12 protein-coding genes are annotated in these 15,378 nt (G+C 54.8%); 8 read left to right on the forward strand and 4 right to left on the reverse strand.

From position 1 onward, the window contains the following. Nucleotides 1-43: 43 nt before the first annotated feature. Entirely contained in the window at nucleotides 44-889 is an 846-nt protein-coding gene (locus GZZ87_RS04200; protein WP_162026283.1) for a prephenate dehydrogenase/arogenate dehydrogenase family protein, read from the forward strand. Between the two features lie 123 nt (nucleotides 890-1,012). Beyond that, entirely contained in the window at nucleotides 1,013-2,371 is a 1,359-nt protein-coding gene (aroA, locus tag GZZ87_RS04205; protein WP_162026282.1) for a 3-phosphoshikimate 1-carboxyvinyltransferase, read from the forward strand. Between the two features lie 56 nt (nucleotides 2,372-2,427). On the opposite strand, the gene GZZ87_RS04210 is transcribed toward aroA, so the two are convergent. From GZZ87_RS04210 to GZZ87_RS04225, 4 genes are all read right to left on the reverse strand, one after another. Then, on the reverse strand, nucleotides 2,428-3,174 hold the full coding sequence (locus tag GZZ87_RS04210; RefSeq protein ID WP_162026281.1) for an RsmE family RNA methyltransferase: 747 nt from the start codon (nucleotides 3,172-3,174) through the stop codon (nucleotides 2,428-2,430). A 158-nt stretch (nucleotides 3,175-3,332) separates the two neighbouring features. Beyond that, the gene (locus GZZ87_RS04215) at nucleotides 3,333-4,547 is read right to left on the reverse strand and encodes a DEAD/DEAH box helicase (RefSeq protein WP_162026280.1); all 1,215 of its coding nucleotides are present in this window, start codon (nucleotides 4,545-4,547) and stop codon (nucleotides 3,333-3,335) included. A gap of 227 nt (nucleotides 4,548-4,774) precedes the next feature. Further along, nucleotides 4,775-6,859, reverse strand: a complete 2,085-nt coding sequence (locus tag GZZ87_RS04220) for a BamA/TamA family outer membrane protein (protein ID WP_162026279.1) — start codon at nucleotides 6,857-6,859, stop codon at nucleotides 4,775-4,777. Next, nucleotides 6,856-10,572 carry a translocation/assembly module TamB domain-containing protein gene (locus tag GZZ87_RS04225; RefSeq protein WP_162026278.1) on the reverse strand — a complete coding sequence of 1,239 codons (3,717 nt, stop codon included), beginning with the start codon at nucleotides 10,570-10,572 and terminating at the stop codon, nucleotides 6,856-6,858. Before GZZ87_RS04225 ends, GZZ87_RS04220 begins: the two co-directional genes overlap by 4 nt. Before the next feature lie 229 nt (nucleotides 10,573-10,801). Here GZZ87_RS04225 and gluQRS point away from each other — a divergent pair, with 229 nt between their 5' ends. The 6 genes from gluQRS to GZZ87_RS04255 all read left to right on the forward strand — a co-directional run bounded on the left by gluQRS (nucleotide 10,802) and on the right by GZZ87_RS04255 (nucleotide 15,373). After that, complete coding sequence (gene gluQRS / locus GZZ87_RS04230; protein ID WP_162026277.1) at nucleotides 10,802-11,668, forward strand: tRNA glutamyl-Q(34) synthetase GluQRS; 867 nt, start codon at nucleotides 10,802-10,804, stop codon at nucleotides 11,666-11,668. A 488-nt stretch (nucleotides 11,669-12,156) separates the two neighbouring features. Further along, nucleotides 12,157-13,002 carry a mechanosensitive ion channel family protein gene (locus GZZ87_RS04235; protein WP_162026276.1) on the forward strand — a complete coding sequence of 282 codons (846 nt, stop codon included), beginning with the start codon at nucleotides 12,157-12,159 and terminating at the stop codon, nucleotides 13,000-13,002. A 116-nt stretch (nucleotides 13,003-13,118) separates the two neighbouring features. Continuing rightward, a complete protein-coding gene (gene cmk / locus GZZ87_RS04240) occupies nucleotides 13,119-13,793 on the forward strand; it encodes a (d)CMP kinase (RefSeq protein ID WP_162026275.1) in 675 nt (224 codons plus the stop codon). A gap of 17 nt (nucleotides 13,794-13,810) precedes the next feature. Then, nucleotides 13,811-14,200 carry a GxxExxY protein gene (locus GZZ87_RS04245; protein ID WP_162026274.1) on the forward strand — a complete coding sequence of 130 codons (390 nt, stop codon included), beginning with the start codon at nucleotides 13,811-13,813 and terminating at the stop codon, nucleotides 14,198-14,200. A 108-nt stretch (nucleotides 14,201-14,308) separates the two neighbouring features. Next, nucleotides 14,309-14,959, forward strand: coding sequence for a lysophospholipid acyltransferase family protein (locus GZZ87_RS04250; protein ID WP_162026273.1), 651 nt, complete (start codon nucleotides 14,309-14,311; stop codon nucleotides 14,957-14,959). Between the two features lie 57 nt (nucleotides 14,960-15,016). Continuing rightward, entirely contained in the window at nucleotides 15,017-15,373 is a 357-nt protein-coding gene (locus tag GZZ87_RS04255) for a four helix bundle protein (protein WP_162026272.1), read from the forward strand. Nucleotides 15,374-15,378 lie beyond the last annotated feature (5 nt).

Raw genomic sequence — 15,378 nt, forward strand, 5'->3', positions numbered from 1 at the left:
GTCAACTGACAACTAATAAACAACAACCAACAACAACGCGTCCATGTTTCAACAGATCACGATACTCGGCCCAGGCCTCCTCGGAGCCTCTTTAGCGATGGCGGTCAAAGAGCGCGGACTTGCCGCACGAATTGTCACATGGTCGCGCCGGCCCGAAACTCGAGCGAAATGCCACAACCGCAGCTGGTGCGACGCCGTGCTCGAAACCCCTGAAGAAGCCGTTGCAGGCAGTGACCTGATAATCATCTGCACCCCGGTGCAAACCATCGTGCCACTCCTAGAGCAGATCCGCCCCGCACTCGCCGAAGGCGCACTCGTCTCCGACGTCGGCAGCACCAAGAGCCTCATCTGCCGCACCGCGCGCAGCGCACTCGAAGGGCACTCCGCAACTTTCCTCGGCGCACATCCCATGGCCGGCTCTGAACAAGCAGGCCTCGAACACGCCCAAGCGGATCTCTTCGAAAATGCGGCCTGTATCCTCACCCCACTCGACGATGCGCCTACTGAAGTCATCGCGAAACTCGACGCTTTCTGGGAAGCACTCGGCATGGTCGTCACCACCGTATCGCCCGAAAAGCACGACGAGATCGTCGCCCACGTCAGCCATTTACCGCACCTGCTCGCCTCGTCCCTGTGCAGCTACCTCGCCACGCAAGACAACACTTGGCGCGCGCTCGCAGGCGGCGGACTACGTGACAACACACGTATCGCATCCGGAGATCCACAGCTCTGGCGACAGATTCTCGAGCAAAACAGCGACGAAGTGCTACGCGCCATCGAAGGGTTTGAACAGCAACTCCACACGCTCAAAGCAGCACTGCTCAACCAAGACTCACCCAGCGTGATCGCACACCTGCAACGCGGCAAAACCTACCGCGACCAATTGTAAGCCGATCAGTATCCACACTTTAAACTCTCAGCATTGATCCGGTTCGCTTCGCGCCCGGTCTTGTCGTCACTCCGTTCCTCGGAACAGTTTTTCAAAATTTCAGATTTTCAGCATTTCAAAAAGATGACCGATCCATTCCCAATCACCCCCTTCACCAAAACACTCGACAACCACATCCAGCTGCCCGGCTCAAAAAGCATCACCAACCGCGCCCTGATCCTCGCGGCACTCGGCGACGGCGAGACACGTCTCGAAGGCGCACTCTTCAGTCGCGATACACGGATCATGCTCGAGGCGCTCAACACGCTCGGGTTCCAATGCTCTGCCGATCAGTCCGCGCAAACCATCACCGTCAAAGGCGAAGGCGGCACGATCCCCAATACCGAAGCTGAGCTACACGTGGGCAACGCCGGCACAGCCGCACGCTTCCTCACTGCCTTCCTAGCGCTGCAAGCCGGCGGCACCTACCAACTTGATGGCGACCCCGCCATGCGCGAACGCCCCATGTCCGGTCTGCTCGATGCCCTGGTTGCACTCGACGCCGCCGAATTTGAATTCCACGGCAAACCAGGACATTTCCCATTTACGCTCAAAGCAAAAGGCTACAACGGCGGCAGTGCCACAGTCGATGCCAGCGCCAGCAGCCAAATTCTGTCCGCGCTCCTGCTCTCTGCACCGGCAGGCTCAGGCGACACTCAACTCGCCTGCCCCGGCGTGCGACCGTCCTATGTTGCGATCACGTTGAAAATGCGCGAAGCCTTTGGCGCTGCACCCGTCACTAGCGATGCGGACGGCAACTATACACTGCCAGCACTTGCCTACACCGCTCCCAGTGACGGCATCTACCGGATCGAGCCAGATATCTCCGCCGCCAGCTACTTGCTCGCACTCACATTGATTCAAGGCGGCCAACTCACCATTCCCAACCTCAGCGCCGATCCGCTCCAAGGCGACGCCCACTTCATTGAAGTGCTCGCCCACCACGGACTGCGTGTGGATGCCGAAAAGAATGAATGGGTCGCCGCCTGCAGCGCCCCCGAAGCAATCGGCCGCGGACACCGCGAGATCGACTTCAACCCATTCTCCGACACTTTCCTGACCTACGCTGCAATCGCGCCGCTACTCGATGGCTCGGTTCGCATCACCGGCATCGGGCACACACGCCACCAAGAGACGGATCGTATCGCAGGCATGGCCAACGAGCTCTCCAAGCTCGGCCAGCTCGTTAAAGAAGAGGACGACGCACTCACCATCAGCACCAAACCGAACGAGCTCCGCGCCCGCGCCATCAAAGCGCGCCACGCAGGTAAACTCATCGAGATCGACACCTACGAAGACCACCGCTTCGCCATGAGTTTTGGCATCCTAGGCAGCTTCGACCTCATCGGCGACGGCATGCCTTGGCTCGCCATCAAAGATCCCGAGTGCTGCGGTAAGACCTTCCCCGACTTCTTCGAAGCCTTGGATAAACTACGGGGTTAAAATCGCAGAAGCGACACTCAACGTTTCAGCGTTTCCCCATTTCAGCTTTCAGCGTTTCATAAAGCTGTCGCCGTCTGCTCCGCCCACAAGCCGAGTTGACTTGCGGTAGCCGAAACCGCCGCAACGCATGCTGTCTCAGCACGCAGCACATGAGCCCCCAGATGCGCGAGCTTCCAGCCGTTTTTGCGAAAGATATCACGCTCGTTCGGCGACCACCCACGTTCGGAGCCGAGCGCAATCACAGCACTTGATCCGAATTGAGGCAACACAGCACCAAGCGCTCCACTTGCCTCGTAATTATCCAATGCGACGTGCACATCTGCGCCATGTAACGCACTGATTGCAGACTGCAAATCAGCATGCATCGCGACTTGCGGTAGATGCGTGCCAAAGGCCTGCTCGGTGCCGAGGCGAATGCGATCGCGCCACTCATCTGTCTGCCAGAGACTGCTTTGCGCATACGAAGGCTCGCTCCGTTCGGATTCGAAGAAATGAATGCCCGTGACGCCTAGGCTTGCCGCCTCAAATAAGATACGCTTCGCGGTATGCGGGCGCGGCAGCCCGATCAACAAATTAATTGGCAACGGCGCAGGTGCTGGCTCGGTGCCAACCACCTCCAACTCAAAACCGCCATCTGGCTCCGCAGTCACCACTTTGGCACGTGCCCGCGGTCCATTGACAAAGCCCAAGAAAACTAGGGTGCCCACCTCTGCGCGCAGCACTTTGCGTAAATGCTGCGCCCGAGGATCTGCACTTTCGAGCCGAACCGACTCAAACACATCATCAAAAAGCATTAAGTTCATAAGTAATCAGACCTTTCCGGCTTTCAGATTCCCGTAGGGGCTTTGCTTGCGAAGCCCGCGAACACACTGTTGCTCTCAGAAACTGCCGAAACATCTCCCTACGCCCGCGGGTAATTTTCAGCAATTTCAGTGTTTCAAGATTTCAGCTTTTCCGACGATTACCGGCGACGACCGAAACGGCTCGAAGCGGAGTTACGCTTACGACGCTTAGGCGGCGCAGCAGACTCGCTACGGATGACCGGTTCGTGGAAATAGTTAAAGTCGTCGAGCTTGCGCTGCTTGATCGGCTGATCGATGAATTTCTCAATCGCATCGAGTTTCGCCTGCTCATCGGGAGCGACCAAAGTCATCGCATCGCCTTCGCGTTGCGCACGACCAGTGCGGCCGATACGGTGCACGTAGTCTTCTGCATGCTCGGGCACATCGTAGTTGATGACGTGCGTCACATTCGCGATGTCCAAGCCACGCGAAGCAATGTCGGTCGCCACGAGGATCTTGATTTTTCCGTCTTTAAACTGCTCCAGTGCCTTGGTGCGGGCCTTTTGCTGCAAGTTCGAGTGCATCGCGGCACAACTGTAATTACGCTCCTGCAACCAACGGGCGATACGATCCGCGCCTACCTTCATGCGGCAGAAAATAATCATGCTATCTACTTCCATGCTTTCGATCAAAGCGATCAACAGGTCAAACTTTTGCATCGCCCCGACAGGATACACTTCGTGCGTCACCGTTTCAGCAGGCGTCAGCTTGATGCCAATCGAAACTTCGACTGGATCTTTCAAGCTCTTCGCTACGAGGCGCTTGATGTCATCTGACACCGTCGCAGAAAACAACAGGGTCTGACGATTCGCATTACACATCTTGATGATGCGTTGCACATCGTCGATGAACCCCATGTCGAGCATGCGATCGACCTCGTCGAGCACGAGCACTTCAATCGAACGAAGGTCAAAATTGCCCTGCTGCAGGTGATCGAGTAAGCGCCCTGGAGTCGCGATGACGACGTCCGCACCTTCTTTGAGCTCGTCGAGTTGCTTGCCGTAACCGACGCCACCGTGAATCAGGCAGCACTTCGGCGCGCAGTATTTACCATACGATGTAAATTGATCTTCGACCTGAGCTGCGAGCTCACGTGTTGGCCCGAGCACGAGGCAACGAGGTGGAGCGCCCTTTTTATGCCCGCCGAGGCGGTGTAGAATCGGCAGCGCATACGCGGCGGTTTTACCAGTGCCGGTTTGAGCCGAGCCGATAACATCCTTGCCTGCAAGAATGTGCGGAATGGAGCCCGCTTGAATAGGAGTCGGCGTAGTGAAGCCGAACTCGTCGATAGATTTAAGAATAGACTCGTCGAGTGCTAGATCGTGAAACGTCATTTGATGTGTTGTCCTGGGTGAAATGCCCGGCCAACTTACGCATCCGGGTCCAATTAAGAAGTCGCGTAGCGTGCGCGTATTTCTTTGAGAATCAAGGAGAAAGCGTAGCAGCGAAATATCCTCAATCTTACTCCGAATCCTACTCCTACTCTTAATGCCTCAAACAAATGCCTCAAAACCAAGGACTGAGTCAGATTAGGATTAAGACACAAAACCAACCGAACCGACTAAAACGGAAACCCAACCGAGAGGTGTAGGGTGCCTTGCGTATCATGCTTTCTCGGATCAGGATTATGCCCATACTCCAAGCGCAGGGGTCCCACCACGGTTTTATAGTTCAGGCCCAATCCCACCGAATAGACATACTCGGTGCCGTCCTCATAGAAGCCGTCTTGCGAATTATAGAGACCGTCATAAAAGACCACGAGCGAGAGATCCGAATAGAGGCGCTGCTCTAGCTCGATATTGGTCAAAAGATAGGCCTGTGCGCCAATCTCGTCGCCATTGCGATCCAGCGGCGCTGCTTTGCCTTCGCGATAGCCACGCACGGTGTCTTCCCCGCCCATAAAGAAGCGCTCCACAAACGGCACATTACTGCTGGCATCGTCTGTCGACAGAATCGCGCCAGTGCGCATCCCTAGGTGCAGAACCAAACTCTCCGTCAAGGGCAAATGGTATGCACCGTCCAGCTCAACCTTATGGAAGCTGACGTTACCGCCAAAGATTTGATTCGCCAGCTTGTAGCTCGCGGACAATTGATACCCGTGGGTCGGATTCAATGCACTGTCCACCCGGTCATAACTCGCGCGCATCATTAGGCTGGCCACAGTGGCCGAGTCTTTTGAATCAAACAGGTCGGGATTATCACGATCCGCATCTTCATCAGTGAATCCATATTCGGCGGTCAATAAAACCCCTGGATGATTGAGATACGTGGTCGCACCGACGCGCACACCTTGAGTCGTATAATCATAAGAGATCTCCTCACGCTCAAGATGCTCAGCGCGGGCATACCCCGTCACATCGGTGCCGAAAACATAGGGCACCGCATACGTCGCATTCGCTTCGGTGGATTTCATACTCTGCTTCACATTCGCATCATAGCGCTGCGCCGTGCCCCACAGGTTACGCTGTTCCCAGTTCGCACCGACCCGTGCCTGCTCGTAGCTTCCCCAACCAAGCAATAGCCGAAGTTCTTTACGCCGGCTCGCTTCCAATGAAAACACCACCTCTCGCTCGGCTCCCTGCTCCGGCTCATACGCCACATCCACTTCATTAAAAACCCCTAAGCCCATCAAGGCGCGGCGTGTCTCACGCACTTCGAGTAAATTCAAAGGCTTGCCTTCCTGCATCTCGACACGTGGCTCCAACACCGTGCGCCGAACATCCTCCCCCCCCTGAAAACGCACCCCAGTATAGGTCACCTTTTCCCCGCGATTGACCTTAAAAGTAATGTCTCGCACCAATCCCCCCTTCGCATTCACGTCTCCAACGCTAACATCCGCCGTCACGCGCGCATCCGGATATCCCGCCGCATAGGCTTCATTACGTAAATCCCGCAGCTGATCTTGCTCCCAATCTTGAGTCAACAGCGCCCCCGCAGCATCCAATTTCCGTGTTTCACCATCCGAGCCATCCACATTCAATAACACAACGCTCACCTGCCCCACTAGGTGCAATTTCCCCTGATCGATAACAACCGAGGCCTGCACTCCACCGGTCACGTCATCAAGCTCGACATTCGAGCTGACCTGCTTCGCATCTCGATACCCCAGATCCTCCAATGCACCTAGCACACGCCCGATACGTCGTTCAAAATTCGCATGTGTAAACACCCGTGCCGACTCACGATAATACAAGGCACCGCCTGCCATGAAGTAACGATCCACCTCGTTTTTAGGCATCGCATCCACCCCTTCGACCGAAATCGATTCGTAATAATAGCCGATACCGGGCAGCAAATTGTAAACTGCATGCTGCGCAGTAAAACCAACTGGAAGCTGAACCGAGTAGTGCATGCCCCAATGCGCAGTCGTCACCACGTCCCCGGAAGTAAAAGAGCCAGCGACGGCAGGCTTCAGATAGCCCTCACGCTTCATCTGCTCCAGAATTAAAAACGCACAATCTTCCAACGCCGAGACATCCAGCTCATCTCCAGGAATCACATCACGCAAGAAGGCCAAACGCCGCATCAAACTACGATCCTTAAAATACCCTAACCCCTTAACCTCGACATCCTTATGCGCATGCAGTGACAACCCTTGCCCGAGGAGCACGATCAACAGCAGCGGATATAGAACGTATTGCCTCATCGCTTAAACACACTCCACATCAAATCGAGATTATAGGCTTCATGAATATCATAGCCGCCATTGATAGACAGGTCATCCGTCAAGCGATATTGCACGCCAAAGGTATTACCACCATCACGGCCACCGGCCTCTCCCACATCGATCGACAGTCGATCCGCGATTCCGGAATCGACCCCACCCGCGCCCACGCCGAGCAAGCCTTTGCCTAAATAGATACCGACCGCACCCACTCCACCGCCGGAACTACTACCAGTGGCCAACAGCTGAACGATTTCACTATTCGGCAATACCGGCGTTGAACTAAAAGTAACACTCGGATCCTGCAACGACTGCTCCACTTCCATAGTGATCACATACGAAGACACCTGGGCAATACCGCTAAAGTTGAGCTGCACTTCATTCGGCCGAGTGCGCTCAATGGTCGCCGAACCATTATCCAGATCCATCTTCACACTCGGAAACAACACATCCCCCTCTGCCACCCGCAGGCTCCCCAGCAACTCAGGCTTAATAAAAGTGCCCCCAAGCGTCAGATTCGCAGACACACGCGCACGACAATACGGACTCCGCACCCGCAAAAACGCATACCCCTTCCCGACCAAGTCAAATGTCCAATCCGCAATCGAAGGCGTCGTGATCGAAAAATAAGGCGGCTGACTACTGCGCCGACCCTTCACACTCGGTGCAAATGGATCAAACTCCACCAACAAAGTGCTCGGCGTAAAATTCAACTCCCCCGATAACTCCGGCACATCCTCGGCATGCAAGCGCTTCGCAGTCAGATCCACATCGCTACGCAAAATTAAATCCGTCGTGCGCACCAGCGGCACATTCGCGCCCTCAACCCTCAACTCCCACAACGGATGCTCAAAATCAGTTCCATCGATCCATCCAGTAAGCGCGACAGGGCTACTACCGATACGGGCGGATGCCTGCGTCACCGTGAGTTTACGATCAACCAGCGTCAGCTCGCCACCCATTCGATCTATAAGCGGAAACACTGAAGTCGGCCGCATCCCGAAATCCTCAAAGCGCAGATTCCCACTCAGATCCAAGCCCGGTTTCAACTCCAAATGACCGTTGACCGCACCACTCTGCCGGAAAACATCGGGGAACAAATGAATCCATTTCTCTAGTCTCCAATCCAAAAAATCCACACGTCCATACGCGTGCTGACCCAAAGGTGCCCAACTCACACCATGATCATTCAACACCTTCAACGCGTCGCCAGCAGTCACTCCGCCGTGGCCTTGCACCTTGCTCTCATTCACTACCAGCTCAAATTGCTGAATCTGCCAGTCATTCTCATCAATGAGCGCCTGCAGCATCAATTCACTGAACACTGGCAACTTTGCCTCGGTAAAATGATCGCCCAAATCAAGCGCATCGACCCGTAAATCCAGCGTCCCGCCGGGATCGCTTAAAGACCCCGTCACATTCAGATCCAGCGTAGCATCACCGACACCAAGGCCGACTTGCCGCGAGAGCCACTCCGTAAACGCAGGGGTCGTCTGCCCCTTGAGCGCGCCCGATAAGTGCCCGCCTTCAACCGCATCCCAAAACCGACCTCCGTTTTTTAGAATTTGCAATCGAAGCGGCAACGCAATCTGCCCCGACAACTGTGGTTCCTGCTCAAATTGCAACGCCAGTTGCTCGAAACGAATACCAGACTGATCAATCTCGCCCTCCAAATCCAAGCGCAGCACCTCCTGCGACTTCACCTCGCACTGCGCATGCACCTTCACGCTCCCCAACACCTGAGGCTCCAACTGAGACAAGCGCAACTCAAACGCATCAATATTAAACTCCGGCAAAGGCTGCTTCAACCAGTGACTAATACGCGCCGCCGTCATCTTGGTGACGGAAAAGACGAAACCGTCCCCCACGCCCCAATCGATCTCGATGGCATGTCCGCCATCCGCTTCCAGATGCACCGGCTCCACCTGCAGGCGATTCAAAATATCCCCCTCCGTCCGATACCGAACCGTCGCAGGCGCTAGCAAGCTAAACTGTGGGAGCGCCGGATCCGACATCACAAACCGCTTGATTTCGACCGAACACACACCATCCCGTCGCTGCGCCTTCAGATCAATCTCGGTCGTCGCCCCATCACATGTGGCAGAACCTTGCGCCTCATACACCCCACCTGGCATCGAACTCAGCTCACCCGCCAGCACAAACGGCTGAAATACAGGATGATTGACCGTCACCGGATCCAACTGCCCCTGTAAATGCGGCTCATCCCAACTCCCCCACACACGTCCCGCACACTTCAATTCGTCCGAAAAATACTTCGCATCCAACTGCGCGTTCAACCAATCCGCTCCCAGCGCCGCCGTATAATTACAATCCAAAGTGCGCGCCTCCCAATCGGCCACGCCTGACAACTCCACGCGCTCTTCCGGCGTATCAGCCAACAGATCCAACACCAGATGATCCAGACGCACCGTTGAGCCTAAAACTCCACCAGAGACGCTCACCCCCGCAAGGCGATAGTGTTCATAGCCCAAATCCTCTCCCGTCAGATCAAAGGTCAAATCCAGCCCCTTCGCCGAATCTGGAACCACCTGCACTTTTCCCTGCAAAACACCCGTCGCTGGAAACTGAGACTGCTTCGATAAATCCAAAGCAGCCGTCAACTCTGCCCGCGCCGTCACCCCCTTCCCCTTTAAATCAATATTCACTGGATTACTTAACACGGCATCCCCCCACTCCGCATGCACCCGTAGTTGCTCAATCTGTAAAGCCTCCAAGTCACCCGACACCGAGACTTCCGCACTCACGGGCATCGCAGCCTCCACCTGCTCCAACGGCACATCCACGCCCAGCTGCAAACTCGCTTGATAACGCCCATCCTCCCACAACGCATTCAAACCAGAGACATTCAACTCATCCGCCTCGAGCGCCTCTATCCCCGCAAACCAATCTGGATCCACGCGAAAGACCTTCGACTCGATACTGACACGCTGCGGCACTAACTGCCCCACGCCCCAAGTTCCACTCGCGCTTATCGCGTCCTTACCATGCGAAATGACGATCAGTGCCTCCAACGCATCCTCCGTCCCGACTAAACGCGACTTCGCATGCAGCCCCAACTTCGCAACCTCCACATCCAGCAACCACTCCGCCTCAGAGCTCAAATCCCCAGTCAATACAATCGTCTGCGGCCAATACGCGGTCTTCACCGAAGCACCCAGCTTCCCTTCATGCACACGCACCTCGCGCGCCACACAAATAGACTTCGCCCCCATAAAAACCTCCGCCTCATCCAGTGTCACTTCAGGCAACCACAGCTCATACAGCGCCAACTGCTGATTCACTTCTCGGTAGATCGCCACCACATCGGGCGCATCCGAATTCGAAGCCACAGTATCAGCCGACTCCAGAATTCGCACCGTCAACCGCCCCGCAGTCAGCGGGAGATCACCCACGCCCGCGCCGAGAGTGCGCTCCCACAAATACACAGACCAAGCCGGCAGCTCCACAGCATCCACCTCCACAGCCACGCTATCCGAGGCATAACCGACCTGAGTCAGTCGTAGACCACCTCCTTCAGTCATGGATACCGAATCGACTTGCACATCGAACCGCGCCAACACTGCCGGCAACACTGCCGGCAACCACCAGCGACTCGTAAACAGCAGCACAGCCAAGCCAAGCAGCCCGATGAGGCTGCCCCGAATCAACAGGCGTCTGTAGCGATTTCCTTTCACAAAGACTCCTAACCTAAATCGAGATTCAAGCATCACAACTCTAGTTTTACATTGAATTTGCACCCGCTAACGCACAGATCGAAACCGATTTGCAGATGCACTACAAAACAAACACAGCAACGTAGCGGACTAGCGCATGCCACTTCGACCGCACACCCCGAGCCAATGCAGATCAACATAAGCCTCCGAAAGCTTGCACTCACCTTAAAATAACCATTAACTGCCTCGCATGAAATCGTCCTATCGAGGCCGCATCGCACCCACACCCACCGGGCACTTACACCTCGGTCATGCGCGCACCTTTTGGATCGCCATGGAGCGCGCCCGCGAAGCCGGCGGCACACTCATTTATCGAGACGAAGACCTCGACCCCGATCGCTGCAAACCAGAATACGCCGAAGCCGCGATCGAAGACCTACACTGGTTTGGCTGCGAGTGGGACGAAGGCCCTGACGTTGGCGGCTCCGTCGGACCGTATCAGCAAAGCCAACGCATGCCTCTGTTCCTCGACGCATGGGAATACCTGAAAGAAGCCGGCTTCATTTATCCCTGCGATAAGTCCCGCAAAGACGTGACATGGGCCACACAAGCACCACACGGTGACAAAAAAGGCAGCGAAGCCATTTACCCCGAGAATTTACGTCCCCCGATTGGCACAGGAAAAACCGCCACGACCCCTGGCGAAACAAACTGGCGCTTCCGCGTGCCCGACGACCGCAAGATCGAATTCAACGACCTCAGCCTCGGCCCCTGCTCATTCGAGTGCCTACGTGATTTCGGCGATTTCTTAGTGTGGCGCAAAGACGGGCAGCCCGCTTACGAACTAGCCGTCGTCGTCGACGATGCCGCAATGGGCATTACTGAAGTCGTCCGCGGCGAAGACCTCCTCATCTCCACCGCCCGCCAACTGCTCATCTACGAAGCCCTCGGCAAGCCAGCACCCGCATTTTACCACGCCCCTCTACTCTGCGACGCCAACGGACAACGGCTCGCCAAGCGCCACCGCTCCCTAAGCCTACGCGAACTCCGCGAAGCTGGACAAACACCTGAAGCACTCCGCAAGTCCGCCGACTGGTGGTCTGGGTTGGACGACTGACAGACAAAATCCGCTAATTCTGCCGAACGAATGCATTTTCAACTACGAATCCAAGAGCACAGTAAATCACTTCACAGCAGACACTCCGATTCGCGCAGATCCGCGAGATTCGTAGTTAACAGCAGAGCCACAGTGCCGAACACGTGTATTTTCAACTACGAATAACACGAATCTTCACGAATCCAAGAGCACAGTAAATCACTCAACAACAGTCCCCAGATTCGCGCAGATCCGCGAGATTCGTAGTTAACAGCAGAGCCACAGTGCCGAACACGTGTATTTTCTACTACGAATAACACGAATCTTCACGAATCCAAAAGCACAGCAAATCACTCCACAACAGACCCCAAGATTCGCGGAGATCCGTGAGATTCGTAGTTAACTGCAGAGCAACAGCGTTGAATACTACGCTACCTGTTTAATTTGGATTTCAGACTTTTCGCGTTTCAGTCTTTCAGACTCTCAATTTTTCAGCTTTCATAAGTGCCATGCCTACCGAACAACTCGAAGAGATCAATGCACTGAAAGATAAAATCATTCTCTACCTAGTGGAGAACGGCACCTCCATCGCCGTTCAGATACTCGTCGCCGCTCTGATAATCGCGATCGGGTTTTGGTTAGCTAAAAAAATCGCGGGGCTCATCATTAAAGTCTGCGACAAACGCAATATCGACGTCACACTCGCGCGCTTCTTTGCCGGATTCAGCAAATTGATCATCATCGCATTCGCAGTGATCATCTCGCTCAGTCAGATCGGATTCGAGATCACCCCCTTTGTTGCACTCCTTGGTGCCAGTGCCTTCGGCCTCAGTCTCGCGGTTCAAGGCCCCGTATCCAATTACGGTGCTGGTATCGTGCTCATCATTACTCGTCCCTTTGTTGTCGGTGACACCCTCACCATCAACGGCCTCACTGGCATCGTCGATTGCGTGAACCTCGGCAACACACAGCTCATCAACGAAGACGAAGAGCGCACCACCATCCCGAATCGCTGTGTGCTCGGCGAGATCTTCACCAACTCTTACAATTACAGCATTGTCGAAGCCGTCGTCGGTATCGACTACGCTGCGGATCCAGAAGCTGCCATCCAATGCATCACCAAGGCGGTGCAATCCGTCAAAGGCATCTCGCCCGACCGTGCGCCCGACGTCGGCATCGAAGACTTCGGCGACTCCTCCATCAATATCGGCTACCGCGTCTGGGTGCCCACCAACAGCTACCACCGCACCCGCTATACCGTGAACATGGCCGTATTCAAAGCGCTACAAAAGGCAAACATCACCATCCCGTTCCCACAACGCGATGTGCATCTTATTCAGCCTAAGGCTGAATAAGAAATGAATGATAGCTAATGACTGATGGCTAAAATTAAATCCTCGGATCATCACCGATTAGCCATCACTCATTAACCATCACCCATTAGCTATTAGCTATTAGCCATCAATAATCCATGTCAGCCAGTTCCGCATTTAAAATCATCGCCGTCGACGGCGGCGCCGCCACAGGAAAGTCCTCCACCTCCCGTGCGATCGCCGAGCGTCTCAACCTCATGCACGTCGATACCGGCGCGCACTACCGCACGCTCACTTACGCACTACTCGACGCCGGTGCCAATTCCGAGTCCCCCGAAGCAATTCCTGCCCTGCTGGAGTCACTCAAACTCGACACCACCATCAAAGGGCGCAGCGCACTGCTCAGTATTAATGGCCACGTGCCAGCTGATGCCGAGATTCGTTCCCCCGAGGTGAATGGCAACGTCTCTAAATTCGCCGCGATCGAATCTGTCCGTGAATTTCTGTTCAACTATCAGCGTAGCCAGGCCGACGTCGCCCGCGAGCACCCCGAGTTCTCCGGTCTCATCATGGAAGGCCGCGACATTGGATCCATCATTTTCCCCAACGCCGAGTTCCGCTTCTTTCTGTTTGCCGACGAAGCCACCCGCGCCGCCCGCCGCGCCAAAGATGGCCAGACCGACTCCATCGCCGAGCGTGACAAGCGCGACAGCCAGCGTAAGACCGCGCCACTCGTCTGCCCCGAAGGAGCCACACGTGTCGACACCGGCCCGCTACCACTCGAAGGCGTCGTCGATCACATTTGCGGCATCATCACAGAAAATAGAGTCTGAACCGTTAATAAACGTGAATGGACGTTAATCAGACAAAAGAAATAGTGTTTAAAATCGTTGGCGCTGCGATGACCGTCCACAACGCGATTGGGCACGGCCTACGCGAAAAGACCTACGAACGGGCGCTCGTTGTTGAATTTCAGCACGTGGGCATCAACTACGACCAGCAGCACAGATACCCAGTGCTTTACCGAGACGTAAAGGTCGACGAATACATTCCCGACCTAGAAGTGGAAGATTTCATTGTCGTAGATACAAAGGTCGTCACGAAAATCCATGATGACGACATCGGCCAAATCATCAACTACCTCAAGATCACAGGCAAAAGCACTGGTCTCATCTTAAATTTCAAACATCCGAAATTAGAGTGGCGCAAAGTCACCTACAACCCATCATCGCCGTCATAAATTAACGTTTATTAACGTCCATTAACGGTTTAAAAAACAACATTAGCATTTCAGCGTTTCCTAATTTGCTTTGCCATCTACGGCAGACCTCCGTCAGCTTTTCAAAAAATGTCACAACCACGTCCTAAAATTCCGTTTTTTTATGAATGCGTCCGCGTTACCGCAGACTGGTTTTTCAGCACCTTCTACGACTACTCGACGTCAGGCATGCGCAACGTGCCGCTGACAGGAAGCGCGATCTTCGCGGCCAATCACATCAGCTTCTACGATCCACCCGCAATTGGCGCGCAAGTGTATCGTCCGTTTAATTATTTCGCCCGCGACACGCTCTACAAAGGGCTCTTCGGCAAAGCGCTCCTCAAGCTCGAGACGATTCCCGTCGCCCGCAACAACGCCGACGTCAAATCACTCAAAGCTCTTTTCAAAGCACTCAAGAAGCAAGGCGCCGTTGCCATGTATCCGGAAGGCACCCGCTCGGTAGACGGCAAACTCGCCGAGCCCAAGCCCGGCGCGGGCATGATTGCCTGCAAATCAAGAGCGACAGTCATCCCGACCCGCATCTTCGGCACTTTCGAAGCCTACGGCCGCAACCACAAGTTGCCCACTCTCGGCGGTCCGATCCATATCGCCTACGGCAAGCCAATGACCACCGCCGAAATCGACCCCGGCAAAGACCACCCCGAGCGCTACCTAGAAGCCTCCCGCCGCATCATGGCACGCATTGCCGAACTGCAACCTCCCGTTCAAACTATAGTTTGAGGAGCTCACAGGTCGGCAATGCGAATTTCTAATAGCTGATGGCTAATAGCTAAAAACATGAGTAATTTGAAGGACTTTGAAGACATGAAAGTATGGCAAGATGCTCAAGCTCTTGCTTGTGAAGTGTATCAAGACTTCCGCCACACCAAGGACTTCTCCTTTAAAGATCAAATTACACGCGCGGCGGTTTCGGTCTCAAATAATGTAGCAGAGGGAGCCGAACGAAGCACCGCTACCGAGTTTTCTAGGTTTTTAGATATCGCCAAAGGCTCGACAGGAGAAGTTCGCAGCATGTATAGACTCGCCCAACGCCTAAAACTACTTTCACCTGAGATTGTCGAGCAACGAGCGGAACTCTGCTTGGAAATTTCAAAGCAACTCGCAGGCTTTGCAAAATATCTCCGCAAAAAGTAAGCACT

The sequence above is a fragment of the Lentimonas sp. CC4 genome, assembly GCF_902728235.1.
Lineage (GTDB): Bacteria > Verrucomicrobiota > Verrucomicrobiia > Opitutales > Coraliomargaritaceae > Lentimonas.